The sequence below is a fragment of the Bacillus sp. EKM208B genome (assembly GCF_011800725.1).
Lineage (GTDB): Bacteria > Bacillota > Bacilli > Bacillales > Bacillaceae > Bacillus > Bacillus velezensis.
In genome coordinates, this window is sequence record NZ_JAANHO010000001.1 from 170846 (window position 1) to 189237 (window position 18392).

The window sequence follows — 18392 nt, forward strand, 5'->3', positions numbered from 1 at the left end:
TTGTAAGCGAATACAAATAAAAGGAGAACACATATGAAGTATCTCATCGGAATTATCGGAATCATTGTGTTTTTAGGTCTTGCCTGGCTTGCCAGCAACGGCAAAAAAAGAATCAGAATCCGGCCGATCGCCGTCATGCTCGTGCTGCAGCTGATTCTCGGTTATATTCTCCTCAACACCGGTATCGGGAATTTTCTTGTCGGCGGTTTTGCAAAAGGATTTAACTACTTGCTGGAATATGCATCAGAAGGGATTAACTTTGTATTCGGCGGGCTTGTGAATGCGAAACAGACGACGTTCTTCATGAGCGTGCTTCTGCCGATCGTCTTTATATCCGCTTTAATCGGAATTCTGCAGCATTGGAAGGTCCTTCCCTTCATCACGAAGTATATCGGTCTTGCGTTAAGCAAGGTGAACGGAATGGGGAAAATCGAATCTTACAACGCTGTTGCATCCGCGATTTTAGGGCAATCAGAAGTCTTTATCAGTTTGAAAAAACAGCTCGGTTATCTTACTGAACAGCGCTTATATACGCTTTGCGCATCCGCAATGTCGACGGTCTCAATGTCGATCGTCGGTTCTTACATGATGATGCTGAAGCCTGAATACGTCGTGACGGCGCTTGTGCTGAACTTATTCGGCGGATTTATCATCGCTTCTATCATTAACCCGTACACCGTCAGCAAAGAAGAGGATTTGATCGTCGTTCCTGAAGAAGAAAAGCAATCCTTTTTTGAAGTGCTCGGTGAGTATATAATGGATGGATTCAGAGTCGCCGTCGTCGTAGCGGCGATGCTGATCGGATTTGTCGCACTCATTGCCCTGGTCAACGGCGTTTTTAACGCGGTCTTCGGCATTACATTCCAGGCGCTGCTCGGATATGTATTCGCGCCGTTTGCGTTTTTAACCGGTATTCCGTGGAATGAAGCGGTGAGCGCCGGAAGCATTATGGCGACGAAAATGGTATCGAATGAATTTGTGGCGATGCAGACACTCTCATCCGGCGATTTCCATTTCAGTGCGCATACACAGGCAGTGGTATCTGTATTCCTTGTCTCATTCGCGAATTTCTCCTCTATCGGAATCATTACCGGTGCGGTGAAAGGGCTGCATGAAAAACAAGGAAACGTCGTCGCGCGGTTCGGTCTGAAGCTGCTGTACGGCGCAACACTCGTCAGCTTCTTGACAGCGGCGATCGTCGGATTGATTCACTGAACATAAATGAAGGACAGGTGATAGATCATGAGAATGGTAGATCTTATTGTAAAAAAACAAAATGGAAAAGAACTGACAACAGAAGAAATTCAATTTTTCGTAAAAGGATACACGGACGGAAGCATCCCTGATTATCAGGCAAGCGCACTGGCTATGGCGATTTACTTTCAGGATATGACAGATCAGGAGCGCGCAGATCTGACAATGGCGATGGTGAATTCAGGGGAAACGATTGATCTCTCCGCCATTGAAGGCATTAAGGTCGACAAGCACTCTACGGGCGGGGTCGGCGACACGACAACTCTCGTACTCGCACCGCTCGTCGCGGCGCTCGGCGTTCCCGTCGCTAAAATGTCCGGCCGCGGTCTTGGCCATACGGGGGGGACCATTGATAAGCTGGAAGCGATCGAAGGCTTCCACGTGGAATTATCAAAAGATGAATTCATCAAGCTTGTGAACCGCGACAAGGTAGCCGTCATCGGACAAAGCGGCAACTTGACGCCTGCCGATAAAAAGCTGTATGCGCTGCGTGATGTAACGGGTACGGTGAACTCCATCCCGCTGATCGCAAGCTCAATTATGAGTAAAAAAATCGCTGCCGGAGCAGATGCTATCGTGCTTGACGTCAAAACGGGAGCCGGCGCGTTTATGAAAACGGATGAAGACGCCGTGAACCTCGCCAAAGCAATGGTCCGCATCGGAAACAACGTCGGCCGCCAGACGATGGCCGTGATTTCTGACATGTCGCAGCCGCTCGGTTTTGCGATCGGGAATGCCCTGGAAGTACAAGAAGCCATTGATACGTTAAGAGGGGAAGGGCCTGAAGACTTAAACGAACTCGTCCTCACGCTCGGCAGCCAAATGGTCGTATTGGCGAAAAAAGCTGAGACATTGGAAGAAGCGAGAACGAAGCTTCAGGAAGTCATGAAAAACGGCAAAGCGCTTGAAAAGTTCAAAGAGTTCCTGAGCAATCAGGGAGGAGACGCTTCCGTCGTTGACGATCCGTCCAAACTTCCGCAGGCGGCGTACAAAATTGACGTTCCGGCGAAAGAAGCGGGTGTCGTTTCAGAAATCGTCGCCGACGAAATCGGCGTCGCAGCGATGCTGTTGGGCGCGGGACGTGCGACAAAAGAGGACGAAATCGATCTTGCCGTCGGCATTATGCTCCGCAAAAAAGTCGGTGACAACGTCGAAAAAGGCGAGCCGCTCGTCACCCTTTACGCCAACCGCGAAAACGTTGACGACGTGACCGCCAAAGTCTATGACAACATCCGCATCTCAGAAAAAGCGGAAGCGCCGAAACTGATTCATACGCTGATTACGGAATAAGAGAAGAAAGGCACATACCTCATCAGTATGTGCCTTTTTTTATGGCATGGTTTTATCCAAATGAATGTCACGGACGGATTGTTTCGGCTGTTTCTTTCTCAAAAAACGAATGAGATAGCACAGGATCATACAAGGAATTCCGCAGAAGAGGGCGATTCTTTGATTGGGATCAAATGCAAGGCCTACGCATGAAGCGAAACATAAGATCATGGCGGCGATCGGAACGAGAGGGTATAACGGTGTGCGGAAGGTCAGATCCGAGACGCGTCCGCCGTTTTTCACATAATGTTTTCGAAATAACAGCTGAGACAGGGCGATGCTCATCCATACCACGACGCCGGCAAATCCGGCTATTGCCACAAGCACCACGTAGACCGTGCCCGGGGCGGCGATGCTTGAGATCAAGGATATGCAGGAAACGGCCATGCTGGCGAGCAGGGCATTCAGCGGAATGCCTTTCGGCGTGACTTTTTTGAACCGGGCGCTGATCATGTTTTCATTCGCAAGAGACCACAGCATCCGGGTGGAAGCATACAGTCCGGAGTTGGCGACCGAAAGCAAAGCCGTTAGAATCACGAAGTTCATGATATCTGCGGCGTATGGGATACCGATTTGGGAAAAGACCGCGACAAACGGACTTTCAATCACATCGGCTTCCCTCCAGGAGATCAGTCCGGACAGCACAAAAATGGCGCCGATAAAAAAGATGACCGTTCTCCAGGCGACATTTCGGATCGAACGCGGAATATCTTTTGCCGGATTGGCGGTTTCACCCGCGGTAATTCCGATCAGCTCCGTCCCTGAAAAGGCGAAACTTACGGAAATCATTGCGATGAAAACCGCAAGAAAGCCGTTCGGAAACAGCCCGCCGTGTGAGGTGAAATTCGACAGCATCGGAGCTTCACCCGAACCGTGCAATGAAATCAAACCGAACATCGCGGCGCCGCCTAAGATGATAAATAAAAGGATGGTAACGATTTTGACGCTGGAAAACCAAAACTCCGTTTCTGCAAACAATTTAACGGAGAATGCATTGGCGGCAAAAAGGAGAGCCGCGAAAATCGCGCTCCACATCCAGACGCTGCTGTGGGGAAACCAGCGCTGCATGAGGATACCGGAAGCTGTAAACTCCGATCCCACCGTCACCACCCAATTCACCCAATACATGATACCGACCATAAAACCCGTGGACGGCCCGATAAACGTTGTCGCATACGTTTGAAATGAACCGGTCACAGGCATGGCTACTGACAATTCTCCGAGACACTGCATGACAAGATACATCATCAAGCCGCCGATTAAGTAGGCGGCGATCGTCCCGCCCGGCCCGGCCTGGCTCAATGTATACCCTGTGCTCAAAAACAGCCCCGTGCCGATGACCCCTCCCAATGAAATCATAAATAAGTGCCTGCTTTTCATCGTGCGCTTTAGTTGATTGCCGCCTTGATCAACATCCATCGTGATCTCCCCCTTTTTGCGTGGCGTGAGAATCTTCCGGCAGCCGAGAGCACGCGTGCCGGATTTGACTTTAACGTGACAATTTAAATCCCTTTAATGCATGTAAAATGACATGTGCGGCTGCCCGGCTTGTCATATCGCGAAAATCAAGTGTCGGATCAACCTCAACGATCTCAATACCTGAGATGTCAGCCTCCTGGGCTAAAAACCTGACCGCCTGAAGCAGTTCTTCGGTATACAGACCTCCGGGGCCGATCGCAGGACAGCCGGGCGCATGAGCTTGATCCAGCACATCCATATCAACCGAAATAAAAATGGTGTCGGCTCTTTTTTGAACGGCCGGCAAGACCTCTTGTATCGTTCGGAGGAGCCCTTTCTCCCGGATCATCTCCATTGTATGCACGTCTGCCTGCCGCTCTTTTACATATTGTTCATATGCCAAGCTGTTGCTGAACTCCCTGATTCCAAGCTGAATCAGGTTTTGTCCGCTTATGATATTTTCATCTAACAGCCGGCGGAATGGCGTGCCGTTTGTCGGCCCTCCGTCTTCTGTGTTGCGGACGTCGTGGTGGGCGTCGAATTGAAAGACGGCCGTTGTTCCTTTCGTTTCCGCAATGGCTTTAATGGTGGAATAACTGATGGAGTTGTCGCCGCCGAGAATGAAGGGCACCCAGTCAGGCTGATCCGTCAGAATATCATAAATGGTCCGATAAATGTGTTCGTGAGATGTGACGACATCCGTGACGTGAATCTGAATATCGCCGATATCGTACAGATGGTCAATGACATGCTCCCGCAGCTTCGCGGAATATGCGGAAATGCCGCCGAGCGCCCGGCGGATCGCACCGGGTGCAAAGCAGGCGCCGGAATGGCTGATTGACGACTTAGAAAGCGGAACGCCGATCAAAGCCGGCCCTTTGATCGTTTGTCCCGCCCACGCTTCCGTCACATCGCCGATCCTTGTCACATGGCGGTCGTTGAAGAGGGAGCCGGCTTTTTGCAGAAACGGATACTTATCCAAGAGCGGCTCCCTCCCTTGAAACGACCGTCTTTCCGTTCTTGATGACACGGCGGACATGATTGACGCCGTAATGATACGGGATATACATGTAATTCGGCGCTTCCCAAATGACAATGTCAGCCGCCCGTCCGGCTTTAATTTGTCCGGCCTCTTCGCCTTTTCCGATCGCATACGCGGCATTAACGGTGACAGCGTGCCAGATTTCTTCTGCGGTCATTTTTAAATGAAGCGCGGCAATCGACATAATGAGCTGGAGATTTTCCGTCGGTGAGCTGCCCGGGTTGAAGTCAGTCGCCAAACTGACCCGTACGCCCGCATCAATCATCTTCCGGGCTCTCGCATAAGTGTGTTTGCCGAGATAGAAAGTCGTGCCCGGCAGCAGGACGGCGATCGTTCCGGACTCCGCTAGCTTTTCGATGCCTTCGTCAGACGCCCCCACCAAATGATCGGCAGAAACAGCATGCAGTTCTGCCGCCAATTCCGCGCCGCCGAGCGGGTCAATCTCATCAGCATGGATTTTCAGGCCGAAACCAGCTTCAGACGCCTTTTTCAGGTAGTTCCGCGACTGGCTGACGGTAAAGACGCCTGTTTCTGTGAAAATATCGGCAAATTGCGCGAGGCCTTTTTCTTTTATTTCAGGCAAAAGCTGCAGCATGCGATTCAGAAATTCGTCAGGGCTGTTCCGGTACTCAGGCGGAATGGCGTGTGCCCCCATAAAGGTCGTGACAAGGTCGACCGGCTGGCGCCCGCCCAGTTTTTTCGCCGCGGTCAGCTGTTTCAGCTCCGTGTCTTTGTCGAGTCCGTACCCGCTTTTTACTTCCGCGGTCGTGATGCCGTATGACAGCATGCGTCCGAGGTGAAAAAGCCCTTTTTCAATCAGTTCTTCTTCGGAAGCGGCTTTCGTGTCTTTGACCGTTGATAAAATACCGCCGCCTTGCGCCAGAATATCCAAATAGGACATGCCCTGAATTTTTAAATTCAGTTCTTTTTCCCGGGACCCTCCGAATACAAGATGGGTATGGGGATCGACGAGGCCGGGGGTGACGAGCCGTCCCCCGCAGTCGATGATGTCTCTTGCCTCGTATCCTTCCTCCGCTCCTTGATGTCCGGCAAAAACAATGCGCCCGTCGTGAATGCCGATGACGGCATCTTCTGTGACATGAAGATCCTGCATGCTTCCGCCTGATCGGGGGCCGCCGGATTCCATCGTCAGCAGCTGGCCGATGTTGGTGAGTATGGTATCTATTTGTTTCGGCATGTTACCGCTCCTTTTTCATCGGTATCATAATGTCTTGTTCCTCGGCGACTTGAGCCGCTTTTTCATAACCTGCGTCCGCATGGCGGATGATGCCCATTCCCGGATCGCTTGTCAGAACGCGGGAAAGCCGTTGTTCCGCAAGGATGCTGCCGTCGGCGACCGCGACCATTCCCGCGTGAAGGGAATACCCCATGCCGACGCCCCCGCCGTGGTGAAAAGAAACCCAGCTTGCGCCTGAGGCCGTGTTGATCAGCGCGTTCAGCACCGCCCAATCGCCGACCGCGTCGCTTCCGTCTTTCATCGCTTCTGTTTCCCGATTCGGAGAGGCGACAGATCCGCAGTCTAAATGGTCTCTTCCGATGACGATCGGGGCTTTCAGCTCGCCGTTTCTGATCAATTCATTGATGGCGAGCCCCATCTTTTCCCGTTCACCGTAGCCGAGCCAGCAAATACGGGACGGCAGGCCTTGGAATGTGACTTTTTTCTGTGCCATGTCAATCCAGCGGTGAAGGGCTTGATTTTCTGGAAACAGCTCTTTTAATAAAGCGTCCGTGCGGTATATATCTTCAGGGTCTCCCGACAGCGCAGCCCAGCGGAACGGCCCTTTTCCTTCACAAAATAAAGGTCGGATGTAGGCGGGAACGAATCCCGGAAAATCAAAAGCATCGGCGAGACCCTCATCTTTGGCAACCTGGCGGATATTGTTACCGTAATCGAAGACGATAGCCCCTTTTTTCTTGAAGGCAAGCATGGCTTCCACATGCTTTTTCATACTTTGCTTGGATAGCCTTACGTATAAATCGGGCTGATCCCGGCGCAGACGCCCGGCCTCTTCAAGTGAGTATCCTGCCGGAATATAGCCGATCAGCGGGTCGTGAGCGGAAGTCTGATCGGTCACGATGTCAATATGGACGCCGCGGTTCAAAAGCTCATGATGCACCTCAGCCGCATTGCCGAGAAGGCCGATCGATAAAGGTTCTCCGGCTTGTCTGGCTGCTTCGGCCCAGCGCAGCGCTTCGTCAATTGATGCTGTTTTTCGATCGCAATAGTTTGTTTCCATCCGTTTATCAATCCGTGTTTCATCCGCTTCAACGGCGATGACGACGCCATCATTCATCGTGACGGACAGCGGCTGGGCGCCTCCCATTCCGCCAAGACCGGCCGTCAGCGTAAGGGTTCCTTTCAGACTGCCGCCGAAATGCTGTCTCGCAAGCTCCGCAAAGGTTTCATAGGTGCCTTGCAAAATGCCTTGTGAGCCGATATAAATCCAGCTGCCGGCTGTCATCTGCCCGTACATCATCAGCCCTTTTTTCTCAAGGTCATGGAAATGTTCCCAATCCGCCCATTTCGGCACGAGAACCGAATTAGCCAGCAGGACGCGGGGCGCGCGGCTGTGCGTGCGGAACAGTCCGACCGGTTTTCCGGATTGGATCAGCAGTGTTTCATCATCTTTTAATGTTTTGAGGGAACGCTCAATCGCGTGAAAAGCATCCCAGTTTCGCGCGGCCTTGCCTATGCCGCCGTATACGATCAGCTCCTCCGGCTTTTCGGCAACCTCCGGGTCAAGGTTGTTTCGGAGCATGCGGAGCACGGCTTCCTGCTCCCATCCTAAGCATTCAAGTTCGGTGCCGCGGCCGGCGCGGATTGATTTCTTTACATCAGTCATCTTGTCAGTCCTCCTTCATTGGTCATCAGTTTTTGGTGATGTTCATTCGGCAGAAAAGACTCCTTCTTCAGCCAGTCACTCAGATGCTCGATGTCATAAGAAAATACGCGGTCTTCTTGTATGGACGGCACGATGTTTCTCATTTCAAGATAGAGCTGTTTTGTGTACGAGGCGCAATGTTCCGCACCCCGGTATTCCACGGCCTGCAGCGCGCAAATGGCTTCAACGGCAAGCACCCGTCTCGTATTCGCAATGATCTGGTAGGCGTGCCTTGAGGCGATGGTTCCCATGCTGACGTGATCCTCCTGGTTTGCCGATGAAGGAATGGAATCGACACTGGCGGGATGGGCCAGGGTTTTATTTTCTGACACGAGGGAGGCCGCCGCATATTGCATGATCATCGCTCCGGATTGTAAGCCGGGCTGAGGGCTCAGAAAGGGCGGCAGGTCATTCAGCTGCGGATTCACAAGCCGTTCGATACGGCGTTCAGAAATATTCGCAAGTTCGGCCGCCGCTACTTTGAGAAAATCCATGGCAAAGGCGATCGGCTGTCCGTGAAAGTTTCCGCCTGAGATGATTTTGGCGCCGTCTTCGAAAATGAGCGGGTTATCTGTCGCGGCATTCATCTCAATTTCTAATTTTTCTTTTACATACGCTAATGTCTGCCATGATGCGCCGTGGACTTGAGGAATACAGCGGATCGAATAGGCGTCCTGGACACGCAGCTCCCCTTGGACGGTCGTCAGTTTGCTGTCTGACAAGTAATAGCGGATTCGCTCTGCGACATCCATCTGTTCCTGATAACCGCGGGCGGCATGAATGTCCTCGTCGAACGCATCGATAATGCCCTGAAGGCCTTCGATCGTTAAGCTCGCGATCCGTTCCGATTGATAGGCCAGTTTTTCGGCTTCGAGGTAAGCGATCAGCCCCATCGCGGTCATAGCCTGCGTTCCGTTGATCAGCGCGAGCCCTTCCTTAGAGGTCAGGACGGCCGGCTGAAGGTTTGTCTTTTCTAAAGCATGAGCTGTCGGCATCCGGGCCCCTTCGTAAAAGACTTCGCCTTGCCCGATAAGCGCTAGTGCGAGATGAGAAAGCGGCGCCAAATCTCCGCTCGCCCCCAGTGACCCTTGCTGCGGGATGACCGGGTGAATGCGATGATTGAGATACGCGAGCAGTTGATCAATCAGCTCAGTCCGCACGCCGGAAAAGCCTTTCAGCAAGGCATTGGCTCGTAAAAGCAGCATGGCCCGCGATACAGATCCCGGAAACGGATCACCGACGCCGCACGCGTGAGAAAGAATCAGATTCAGCTGCAGATCCGCGGCGTCTTCTTTTTGAATCAGCACATCGCTGAACTTGCCGAACCCCGTTGTAATCCCGTAAATGGTCTTCTCCTCCTGAACGATCCGTTCAACCGCCGCCCTGCTTTTTTTCACACGTTCCATGCTTTCGGCAGATGCCTGAACCTCTTCAAAATCAAACAGCACACGCTGGGCATCTGCGGTTGTCAGTGAGGAACCGTCTAACGTCACCATCATTTCAACCCCTTTTCCTTTACTTTGGTAAAGCGCCCATACAAAAAGGAGCTATGCCATGAAAATGATGTTTCACGCATAGCCCCCTATCATCTGAAATCTATGGGCTGATTCATATGTGATTAATTCCGACTCCGAATGTTTCGTGCTCAAGCCCCTTAATCGGAGCTCCGATCGTGCCGTAAAGTGAAACGGCGATCCAATCGCCTTCCGCCTCGCTTTCATACGGATTTCCCCGCAAGACGGCAAACTTCAGGCCCACGGTACGAAGCAGCGAGCCAAGCAGCATTTCGCCCCGCGTCACTCCGTGCAAAGCTTCCATTGTGGCATGATACAGCGCATGTGATTCGCGATAACCCTCAGATTGAATGACGCCGCTCTTTTTGGAAGCGGTTTCAATTGCAGCTACCACCTTATGCGCATCCATTGAACCCACCCTGCCGAGACAGACTTTCCAGCCGTCCCGTTCCAGCCGGCTGATCTGCTGGTTTTCTTCAGTCTCATGAAGCAGAAGAAGGACGGACAGTCGCCCGATGCGGCGGTCTTTGTGTAAGGTCATATATGCTTCACTCAATTCTTAAATATTCTGATAACTAGTAACTGTTTTTTATATTAAGTGTTTGCGAATCAGAAGTCAAAACTTTTTTTCCAGTCTTTCACAAATCAGATTGCTATCGAAGTAAAGCGGTACATCGTGAAGCCGGCGCTGTTGATCACATATTTCCGCCATCCGCATCATAAAATGGAGCGTTGTCTTGAAAGCGTTTTAAGAAAAGAAGAGAGCGAGGAGATTTCAGAAAATGAAAACCAGTTTCTTTCGTGTGTGCCTGGTCTCAGCAGCGGTCATCGGGTTCACTCTGCCGCAGGCAAAAGCCCAGCATCCGGTTTTTTCAGAGGTCAGCGTGCATGATCCGTCCGTCATTAAAACAGGAGATACATATTATGTATTCGGCTCGCATTTGGCTTCCGCCAAGTCGAAAAACCTGATGCAGTGGCAGCAGATATCTTCAAGCGTCAATCCCAATAATCCCCTGATCCCGAACGTCTACACCGAATTAAAAGAGACATTCGACTGGGCCCAGTCTGATACGCTGTGGGCGCCGGACGTCGCCCAGCTGTCTGACGGGAAATATTACATGTACTATAACGCCTGTAAAGGAGACTCGCCGCGATCCGCTCTCGGTATCGCCGTGAGTGACAAAATCGAAGGACCCTACAAAAACAAAGGCATCTTTTTGAAATCGGGCATGGAAGGAAAAAGCGAAGACGGCACGACGTATCATGCAAACGTTCACCCGAACGTCGTAGATCCGCAAACGTTTTTTGACCATAAAGGCAAGCTCTGGATGGTGTACGGCTCTTACTCCGGCGGAATTTTCATACTGGAAATGAATCCGAAAACCGGTTTCCCGCTCCCGAACCAAGGATACGGAAAAAAACTGCTCGGCGGAAATCACAGCAGAATCGAAGGCCCGTACATCAGCTACAATCCGGAAACGAAATATTACTATCTGTATCTGTCATTCGGCGGACTTGACACAGCCGGCGGTTACAATATGCGTGTGGCGCGCTCTAAAAATCCGGACGGTCCGTACTATGACGCCGCAGGTCATAACATGCTTGATGCCAAAGGAAAAGACGGCAGTTTCTTCGACGACAAAGCAATTGAACCGTACGGGGTTAAACTCATGGGCGGCTATAGCTTCGGTTCACAATCTGAAAAAGGCACGGGCTACGTATCGCCGGGACACAACTCCGTGTTTTACGACGGGAAAACGAAACGATCATACCTCATTTTCCACACCCGTTTCCCGAACAGAGGAGAAGAGCATGAAGTCAGAGTGCATCGGCTGTACATGAACAAAGACGGATGGCCCGTTGCAGCGCCATACCGCTATGCGGGAGAACCGGATTCACACATATCGGCGGCCGCTGCATCCGGAACCTACAAACTCATCCAGCACGGAAAAGACATCACAGCTACGATCAAAACCCCAAAAAACATCCGGCTTAACAACGACGGCACCATTTCCGGGGAAATGACTGGAACCTGGACAATAACGGACAGCAGCAAAGCCCGAATCAACCTGAACGGCACAAATTATGACGGCGTCTTCCTGAAAGAATGGGACTCAGCGAGAGAGAAAGAAGTTGTGACGTTTAGTGTGCTGAGCGGTGATGGGGAGGCTGTTTGGGGAGTGAAGTGATAATCAGAAAAACGCCCCTTCTACTTTAAAGAGGGTGTATATATTCATTTAATATGATCGTATAAACAATGTTCTGATTTATGAACACTTAACTGTTTCTTTTTATTTGAATAATTGTATTAAAATGAATAAAGGAGCACCACTATAAGTTCTTAGTAAGTAATTAAACAATAATGAGTCAATGTATATGTAAAAACTGGAGAACCTTTAACCAATGAGTTACAATATACATATTCTAATAAAAGAAAGAGGTCAAAATGGGGATTCAGACGAGAAATGGAAAAGCTCTTGAATATGCATTTCTACAATCTTTGAGTAATAGCCTTTGTACTGAACAAATTCAAATTCTTGATTCTGATCAATTAACAACAGCGAGAGATGCCTATTTAGCATTTGATTCAGAAAAAATTGATGACATGAATAAAGCATCCATGGCTGGTGTAATGGAGATTTTAAAGCTAGAACCTGGTCTATTAAATGGAGAGGGACATCTCTCGTTAGCAATTCAGCAAGATTCTAAAGGGCAAACTGGAGATGTTCGAGATGTTTTAGCAATGCGTGGTTTAGAAAAATGGGAAATTGGATTATCCTGCAAAAAAAATCACAAGGCTGTCAAACACTCGCGGCTATCTGCAAGTATTGATGTAGGTGAATCATGGTTTGGATTTAAGTCAACGGATGAGTATTTTAAAAATATTATTCCGTTATTCAAAGAATTAGATGAACTGAAGCAGAAAGGGTTATTTTGGAGGGAACTTGAGAATAAGTCCGAAAATTTTTATAAGCCAGTATTAGAGGCATTAAATAACGAACTCAAGGTGCTAGACGGAATGTATCCAGGTGAAATTCCTAAAAGATTATTAAGTTATTTACTTGGGAGACATGATTTTTATAAGGCCATAGTAGACACTAAAAATAAAACTACTGAGATACAAGCATTTAACCTTTATGGAACGCTAAATAAAATCATACATGGAAATAGACCAAAATTAAGGGTTCCTCAGTTAAAGTTACCAAAGAGATTTTACGATATACATTTTAAAGAAGGATCCAATACTACGCTAATAATTGTATGTGATGAAGGCTGGACCATTTCTGCTAGAATACATAATGCAAGTTCTAAGGTGGAAAGTTCTTTAAAGTTAGATGTTCAAATAGCAGGTTTGCCGCCTACACTTTACCGACAAGTAGTGTCTTGGAATTAAATCGTTTACATTAAAAAGGAGGAGATTATCTGACCTCCTTTTTCGTATTTTTGCTAATTAATTTATTTCGCGAGTCATAAAGTTTCGGAAAAGCTTTTATAAATTTTTTCGTTGCTTTTATTCGTTTGAAATTTTTGTCTTTTACCTCTATTGATGGCTTTGTTAATTTAAAATCCGTTTTTTCCATAACATTATAACGATTTCTCCTCTTAATCTAGTGCTTATTTTATTCTTCAAAGTGTCCCCTTGTTTTGCGAGAGATGGCAGAAAAATGGTAGGTTGCTCTTTTCTACAATAAATAACCTTTAAAAATGTTTAATATCATCTCATCCTATTTCCTTCATTTTCAATGTGTGCTAATGCCTTTCCTATTATATAATTTTAATTATTACATTTTAAACAAACGAGAACACTTGTTCGCTTTAGCTAGATGTGTTATATTTGATTTTATAGTAATTAGTATTTTAATTTGCAGTTTTTGTTCTATATTTGTTTTAATTTACTATTCGTATTCTCTTCTGGCCTTTTTCTTTATTAAGTGTTAAAATGATCTTAGCATGGAGGTGTTATTATGAAGATTGAAGATAGAGGGCGTGCAAAGTACCGCCCAATGAAAGACTATGATGCCAATGAGGTTAAAGCGCTACTTTTAGATAAAATAAGTATTGAACAAGAAGCTGCTCAAAGACTTGACAATTTTAATGAAAATCCAGAACCTTTATTGTACGATAACGAAAAACTCAACTTGACAAGTTTATTCTCTGGCTGTGGAGGTTTAGATCTCGGGTTTGAATTAGCTGGCCTGGATGCTATAAAAGGAATTAAAACAACCAATGAACTTAAAAAAGATAAAGATTTATTTTTAAAGCATAGAGAAGAAAGCATTTTTCATACTGTCTATTCAATAGACATGTTTAAAGAAGCTAACCAAACATATAAGTTGAATTTTCCACAGCATGTTTTTCAATCTGAAAAGGACATCAGAAAAATTAAATTTTTCCCGAAGAGTGATATTGTATTAGGTGGTTTTCCGTGCCCAGGTTTTAGTGAAGCAGGACCACGTTTAATAGATGATGAGAGAAACTTTTTATATATACATTTTATTCGTTGTTTAATACAATCTAAGCCATTTTTTTTCGTGGCAGAAAATGTTAAAGGGATGCTTACTTTAGGTAAAGGCGAAGTCATTAAGCAAATAATTCAAGATTTTGAATCAGCTGGATATAAAGTTAAATTTAAACTAACAAATGCTAGAGATTATGGAGTGCCTCAATATAGAGAGCGTGTATTTATAGTCGGAGTTCGTGAAGATTTAAACTTTGATTATGAATTTCCAAGTGAGACTCATGGTGAGGGTAGATTACCTTACGTAACTCTTAAGGACGCTATTGGCGATTTAGAAGAAGATCCGGGAGATTGGTATGAAGGTAGCTTCTCTTCTATATATATGTCACGTAATCGTAAAAAAACTTGGAATGATCAAAGCTTTACTATTCAAGCATCTGGGAGACAGGCACCGTTACACCCGGGAGGTAGCCCTATGGTTAAACTAGGAACAGATCAATGGGGGTTTGCTGATGGAATAGAGCTTAATCGAAGGCTGTCTGTTAAAGAAATTGCAAGAATACAGACATTTCCCGACTGGTTCAAATTTTCAGATGGAGATATTTTTAAAGAAATAAGCAAAAATGGACGCTTAAATAAAGTGTATAAACAAATAGGCAATGCAGTACCTGTAGAACTTGCTAGGGCAATTGCTAGACCTATAGCAGAGTGGAGCCATAGAAACAAAAAAGAGTTAACCTCAAAAAGAGAGGAGATTCAACAATTAGAATTGTTTGATAGGTAAAGGGGTCCTTTTGGGATCTCTTTTTTATGTTTAACAATTAATTTGGAGGATATAAAAAAATATACGCAATGAGAAGGAGTGTTGAAGATGCGCAGGGAGACAATAGAGCAGAGAAGGAAAACAATGCAATCAATAAAATCCGAATCAAAGCTAGAACAGAGAATAACTTCTGAACTTTGGAGAAGGGGATTGAGGTTTAGAAGAAATGTTAAGTCATTATTCGGAAAACCTGATATTGCAATAAAAAAGTATAAAATAGTAATATTTATTGATTCATGCTTTTGGCATAATTGCCCCAAACACGGTCATATTCCTAAAAGTAATATACAGTATTGGAACGAAAAACTTCTTAGAAATAAAAGAAGGGATAAAAAAGTAACAAATTATTATTTAGATAATGGTTGGAATATAATGAGAGTTTGGGAGCATGAGTTTAAAACAGATTACAATAAAGTAATAGATGAAATTGAAAGTTTCATTGTTGAGCATAAAAAATGAAGAAGTCACACTAATAAATCATGCGCATAAACATAAAAAGTAAATTCTTCACAAGTGGAATTACTTCTACTTATTACCTTTTCTAATTGTAAATTAGAATTATAAGATTGAGCATTGTTATATTTAGATATAAATCTAACGCCCGGTATTTCATTATGTGGAGAAGGAAAATGATACATTTTTCTGTATCTAACAATGCCATCCTGAAAGGATCCGAATTTTTTTTCTTGGCTATTGCGGTGTGTAAAAGACAGGTTTCTATCATTGTTGAAAAAGTCACCATCTACTAATGTAAAATCTTCTAGGTAGCCAAATTGCCTATCCTTTATGTAACGAGCTATTACATAATAACATTCTCTTTCTTCATTATTATGTAAATAACCCCCACAAGGGATAGTAGAGTTAAATTGAATTAAACCTTTAGTTTTTGTAGACTTCAACTCAAAGCCCACATTTTGAACAATAAAATCTGGATGGGAGTTCGATCCTAAAGTAAGAGGGTTTAGATCTTTCAGACCATCTAAAAACCAATTGCTTAAAAGTTCAGAGCTCTTCTCTAAACGTATGTTAGGATTTCTGTGTTTATACAATTTTTTGCAACAACGATCAAATACTTCTATAGCTATTTTCAAATCATCTTCTTTAGTCTTCATAATTGATTGTCCCACCTATCTGTTTTATAGAATATCATAACCTACTTTAATTTTATAAATCAAATTATTTAAAAAATTAAAGTAGAGGATTTGATAGGTCTTTTTATCCGAATAACCTATCATGAAACATGGTAACAGTCTATGTAGGCCCGATTTTATTTAGAAGGTGATGCCTCATGCTGGCAGTAATGAGCGCGTTACATTCGGCGAGAACTGACTATGCTATGGAACAAGAGCTTAGTCATGAGCTGTAACGAGCAAATATGGAATAACAAATTAGAAATGTTTTTTAAATGAATATTAGTGGTTGCCCTTTATAAAAAACTCAAAAGAAGTGCCTTTTGAGTTTTCACCTAAACTATTTAAAGAACAATATGTAAAAGGGTCTCACTTTTAAAAATGTAAGCGTTGACACCCAATAAATCCAGTGCTAAAGTATACATATCAACCCATATCATTCACCTAGGATTGTTACTGCAAACCGCAGGCAAAACCTAAATTGCGTCAGACAGGGGAAGACCCCCCGTATGCTGTGCAGTTTAGGTTTTTTTTATACCCTTTTTTCGGAGGTGATGCTGATTTCATAACAAAAAAAGCCGGAGAAAGGCGGGCACCTTTCGTCCGGCGGTTCCCCCATTTTTAAGGAGGCAGACTCATGGACTATCATAAAATATCAAAAGAGATTTTACAACTTGTCGGCGGGGAGGAGAATGTTCAGAGTGTCATCCATTGCATGACGCGGCTTCGTTTTAATCTGTATGACAATGCGAAAGCAGATCGGAGCGGGCTGGAGCAGACGGAAGGCGTGATGGGGACAAATATCAGCGGCGGGCAATTTCAGATCATTGTCGGCAATCATGTGCCGAAGGTGTATCAGGCTTTGATGGAGAGCAGCGGGCTCAGTGATGAAAGCGCAAACAAAACTTCGAAGCAGAAGAAAAATGTGCTGAGTGCTGTATTTGACGTGATTTCCGGCGTGTTTACGCCGATTCTGCCGGCCATTGCCGGAGCCGGCATGATAAAAGGGCTTGTCGCGTTAGCGGTGACTTTCGGCTGGATGTCGGAGAAGAGCCAGACTCACAGCATTCTCACGGCTGTCGGTGACGGTGCGTTTTATTTTCTGCCGCTTTTGCTTGCGGTAAGCGCGGCGAGAAAATTCAGATGTAATCCGTACGTGGCGGCCGCTGTGGCGGGTGCGATTTTGCATCCGGATTTAACGGCCCTGCTTGGAGCAGGGAAAAGCATCTCCTTTATCGGTCTTCCTGTAACCGCTGCCACGTATTCATCGACAGTTATCCCGATTTTGCTGGCGATATGGCTGATGTCCTATGTAGAGAAAGGAATTGACCGAATCACTCCTTCATCTTTGAAATTGATTGCCGTTCCGATGCTTACGCTTGTGATCGTCGTGCCTGTCACCCTGATCACAGTCGGCCCGCTCGGCGCGATTCTCGGGAATTACCTGTCTGTCGGCGTCAATGATTTGTTCAATCATGCGGGCATTGCCGCGATGATTCTGCTTGCCGGCACATTTTCGCTCATCATTATGACGGGGATGCATTATGCGCTTGTGCCGATCATGATCAATAACATCGCCCAAAACGGACATGATTACATTCTGCCTGCGATGTTTTTGGCGAATATGGGGCAGGCCGGCGCGTCATTTGCGGTTTTCTTAAAATCAAAAAACAAAACCTTCAAATCGCTGGCGTTTACGACGGGCATTACGGCATTGATGGGCATTACCGAACCCGCGATGTACGGCGTTAACATGAGATTGAAAAAACCGTTCGCGGCTGCATTAATCGGCGGCGCGGCAGGCGGAGCTTTTTACGGTATAACGGGTGTCGCTTCCTACATTGTCGGCGGAAACGCCGGTCTGCCTAGCATTCCGGTCTTTATCGGGCCGACATTTCTATATGCGCTGATCGGGCTTTTTATCTCGTTTGCGGCCGGTATTGCGGCGGCACTGCTGATCGGGTTTGAGGATGTGCAGTCCGAACGGGACAAAGCGCCTGAAGCGCCGGGGGTGACGGCAGGCAGAGAAATCATTCACAGCCCGATTAAAGGCGAAGTGAAAGCATTAAGCGAAGTGAACGACAGCGTCTTTTCCGGTGGAATGATGGGAAAAGGTTTTGCGATTCTGCCTGAAGAGGGTGCGGCGGTTTCTCCTGTAGAAGGGAGGGTGACAGCCGTATTTAAAACAAAGCACGCCATCGGCATTACGAGCGCCCGGGGAGCCGAGGTTCTCATTCATATCGGGCTTGATACCGTCCGGCTGGATGGCAGGCATTTTGAGGTGCACGTCAAAGAAGGCGATGCCGTCGCACCGGGAGATCTGCTGATTACTTTTGAAATCGACGAGATAAAGGCTGCCGGTTTTGACGTGATCACGCCGGTCATCATTACGAATACGGATCAATATTCATTTACAGACGTGAAAAAAAGCGGAATGGTCAAACCGAACGAAGCGCTTCTGGCGTTATCCTGAAAAAGAG

Annotated in this window: 14 protein-coding genes; 7 read left to right on the forward strand and 7 right to left on the reverse strand. The window is 46.7% G+C overall.

Features of this window, described 5'->3' with window-relative positions; all coding sequences use genetic code 11:
• Nucleotides 1-33 precede the first annotated feature (33 nt).
• Both G9F75_RS00875 and G9F75_RS00880 read left to right on the forward strand, forming a co-directional pair.
• Complete coding sequence (locus G9F75_RS00875; protein ID WP_004393280.1) at nt 34-1215, forward strand: NupC/NupG family nucleoside CNT transporter; 1182 nt, start codon at nt 34-36, stop codon at nt 1213-1215.
• A 27-nt stretch (nt 1216-1242) separates the two neighbouring features.
• Complete coding sequence (locus tag G9F75_RS00880) at nt 1243-2544, forward strand: pyrimidine-nucleoside phosphorylase (protein WP_007614811.1); 1302 nt, start codon at nt 1243-1245, stop codon at nt 2542-2544.
• 39 nt (nt 2545-2583) lie between these two features.
• Here the strand turns inward: G9F75_RS00880 and G9F75_RS00885 are convergent, their stop codons facing one another.
• The 6 genes from G9F75_RS00885 to hutP all read right to left on the reverse strand — a co-directional run bounded on the left by G9F75_RS00885 (nt 2584) and on the right by hutP (nt 10041).
• On the reverse strand, nt 2584-4002 hold the full coding sequence (locus G9F75_RS00885; protein ID WP_167408870.1) for an amino acid permease: 1419 nt from the start codon (nt 4000-4002) through the stop codon (nt 2584-2586).
• Nucleotides 4003-4072: 70 nt separating this feature from the next.
• The gene (gene hutG, locus G9F75_RS00890) at nt 4073-5023 is read right to left on the reverse strand and encodes a formimidoylglutamase (protein ID WP_167408871.1); all 951 of its coding nucleotides are present in this window, start codon (nt 5021-5023) and stop codon (nt 4073-4075) included.
• A complete protein-coding gene (gene hutI / locus G9F75_RS00895; protein WP_109567320.1) occupies nt 5016-6281 on the reverse strand; it encodes an imidazolonepropionase in 1266 nt (421 codons plus the stop codon). Before hutI ends, hutG begins: the two co-directional genes overlap by 8 nt.
• Nucleotide 6282: 1 nt before the next feature.
• Nucleotides 6283-7947, reverse strand: a complete 1665-nt coding sequence (gene hutU / locus G9F75_RS00900) for a urocanate hydratase (RefSeq protein WP_167408872.1) — start codon at nt 7945-7947, stop codon at nt 6283-6285.
• Nucleotides 7944-9482, reverse strand: coding sequence for a histidine ammonia-lyase (gene hutH, locus G9F75_RS00905; RefSeq protein ID WP_021494687.1), 1539 nt, complete (start codon nt 9480-9482; stop codon nt 7944-7946). The genes hutU and hutH overlap by 4 nt, the downstream gene beginning before the upstream one ends.
• A gap of 112 nt (nt 9483-9594) precedes the next feature.
• Entirely contained in the window at nt 9595-10041 is a 447-nt protein-coding gene (gene hutP / locus G9F75_RS00910) for a histidine utilization transcription antiterminator HutP (protein WP_004393292.1), read from the reverse strand.
• A 241-nt stretch (nt 10042-10282) separates the two neighbouring features.
• Here hutP and abnB point away from each other — a divergent pair, with 241 nt between their 5' ends.
• The 4 genes from abnB (at nt 10283) to G9F75_RS00930 (ending at nt 15241) form a co-directional block, all read left to right on the forward strand.
• A complete protein-coding gene (gene abnB, locus G9F75_RS00915; protein WP_167408873.1) occupies nt 10283-11689 on the forward strand; it encodes an arabinan endo-1,5-alpha-L-arabinosidase AbnB in 1407 nt (468 codons plus the stop codon).
• 257 nt (nt 11690-11946) lie between these two features.
• Nucleotides 11947-12894 carry a HaeIII family restriction endonuclease gene (locus G9F75_RS00920; RefSeq protein ID WP_167408874.1) on the forward strand — a complete coding sequence of 316 codons (948 nt, stop codon included), beginning with the start codon at nt 11947-11949 and terminating at the stop codon, nt 12892-12894.
• Between the two features lie 571 nt (nt 12895-13465).
• Complete coding sequence (locus tag G9F75_RS00925) at nt 13466-14743, forward strand: DNA cytosine methyltransferase (RefSeq protein ID WP_167408875.1); 1278 nt, start codon at nt 13466-13468, stop codon at nt 14741-14743.
• 87 nt (nt 14744-14830) lie between these two features.
• A complete protein-coding gene (locus G9F75_RS00930; RefSeq protein WP_065180340.1) occupies nt 14831-15241 on the forward strand; it encodes a very short patch repair endonuclease in 411 nt (136 codons plus the stop codon).
• 5 nt (nt 15242-15246) lie between these two features.
• Here G9F75_RS00930 and G9F75_RS00935 read toward each other — a convergent pair whose 3' ends face one another.
• Nucleotides 15247-15894, reverse strand: a complete 648-nt coding sequence (locus G9F75_RS00935) for a hypothetical protein (protein ID WP_167408876.1) — start codon at nt 15892-15894, stop codon at nt 15247-15249.
• Between the two features lie 655 nt (nt 15895-16549).
• On the opposite strand from G9F75_RS00935, the gene G9F75_RS00940 reads away from it, so the two are divergent.
• Nucleotides 16550-18385: a beta-glucoside-specific PTS transporter subunit IIABC gene (locus G9F75_RS00940; RefSeq protein WP_167408877.1), complete on the forward strand. Its 1836-nt coding sequence runs from the start codon at nt 16550-16552 to the stop codon at nt 18383-18385.
• Nucleotides 18386-18392: the final 7 nt, after the last annotated feature.

Excerpts from the sequence above, each read along its gene's own strand:
- G9F75_RS00935 (WP_167408876.1), bottom strand. The coding sequence starts at position 15,894 with ATGAAGACTAAAGAAGATGATTTGAAAATAGCTATAGAAGTATTTGAT.
- G9F75_RS00875 (WP_004393280.1), top strand. The coding sequence starts at position 34 with ATGAAGTATCTCATCGGAATTATCGGAATCATTGTGTTTTTAGGTCTT.
- hutH (WP_021494687.1), bottom strand. The coding sequence starts at position 9,482 with ATGGTGACGTTAGACGGTTCCTCACTGACAACCGCAGATGCCCAGCGT.
- G9F75_RS00880 (WP_007614811.1), top strand. The coding sequence starts at position 1,243 with ATGAGAATGGTAGATCTTATTGTAAAAAAACAAAATGGAAAAGAACTG.
- hutU (WP_167408872.1), bottom strand. The coding sequence starts at position 7,947 with ATGACTGATGTAAAGAAATCAATCCGCGCCGGCCGCGGCACCGAACTT.
- G9F75_RS00925 (WP_167408875.1), top strand. The coding sequence starts at position 13,466 with ATGAAGATTGAAGATAGAGGGCGTGCAAAGTACCGCCCAATGAAAGAC.
- G9F75_RS00930 (WP_065180340.1), top strand. The coding sequence starts at position 14,831 with ATGCGCAGGGAGACAATAGAGCAGAGAAGGAAAACAATGCAATCAATA.
- G9F75_RS00940 (WP_167408877.1), top strand. The coding sequence starts at position 16,550 with ATGGACTATCATAAAATATCAAAAGAGATTTTACAACTTGTCGGCGGG.
- hutI (WP_109567320.1), bottom strand. The coding sequence starts at position 6,281 with ATGCCGAAACAAATAGATACCATACTCACCAACATCGGCCAGCTGCTG.
- G9F75_RS00885 (WP_167408870.1), bottom strand. The coding sequence starts at position 4,002 with ATGGATGTTGATCAAGGCGGCAATCAACTAAAGCGCACGATGAAAAGC.
- G9F75_RS00920 (WP_167408874.1), top strand. The coding sequence starts at position 11,947 with ATGGGGATTCAGACGAGAAATGGAAAAGCTCTTGAATATGCATTTCTA.
- abnB (WP_167408873.1), top strand. The coding sequence starts at position 10,283 with ATGAAAACCAGTTTCTTTCGTGTGTGCCTGGTCTCAGCAGCGGTCATC.
- hutP (WP_004393292.1), bottom strand. The coding sequence starts at position 10,041 with ATGACCTTACACAAAGACCGCCGCATCGGGCGACTGTCCGTCCTTCTT.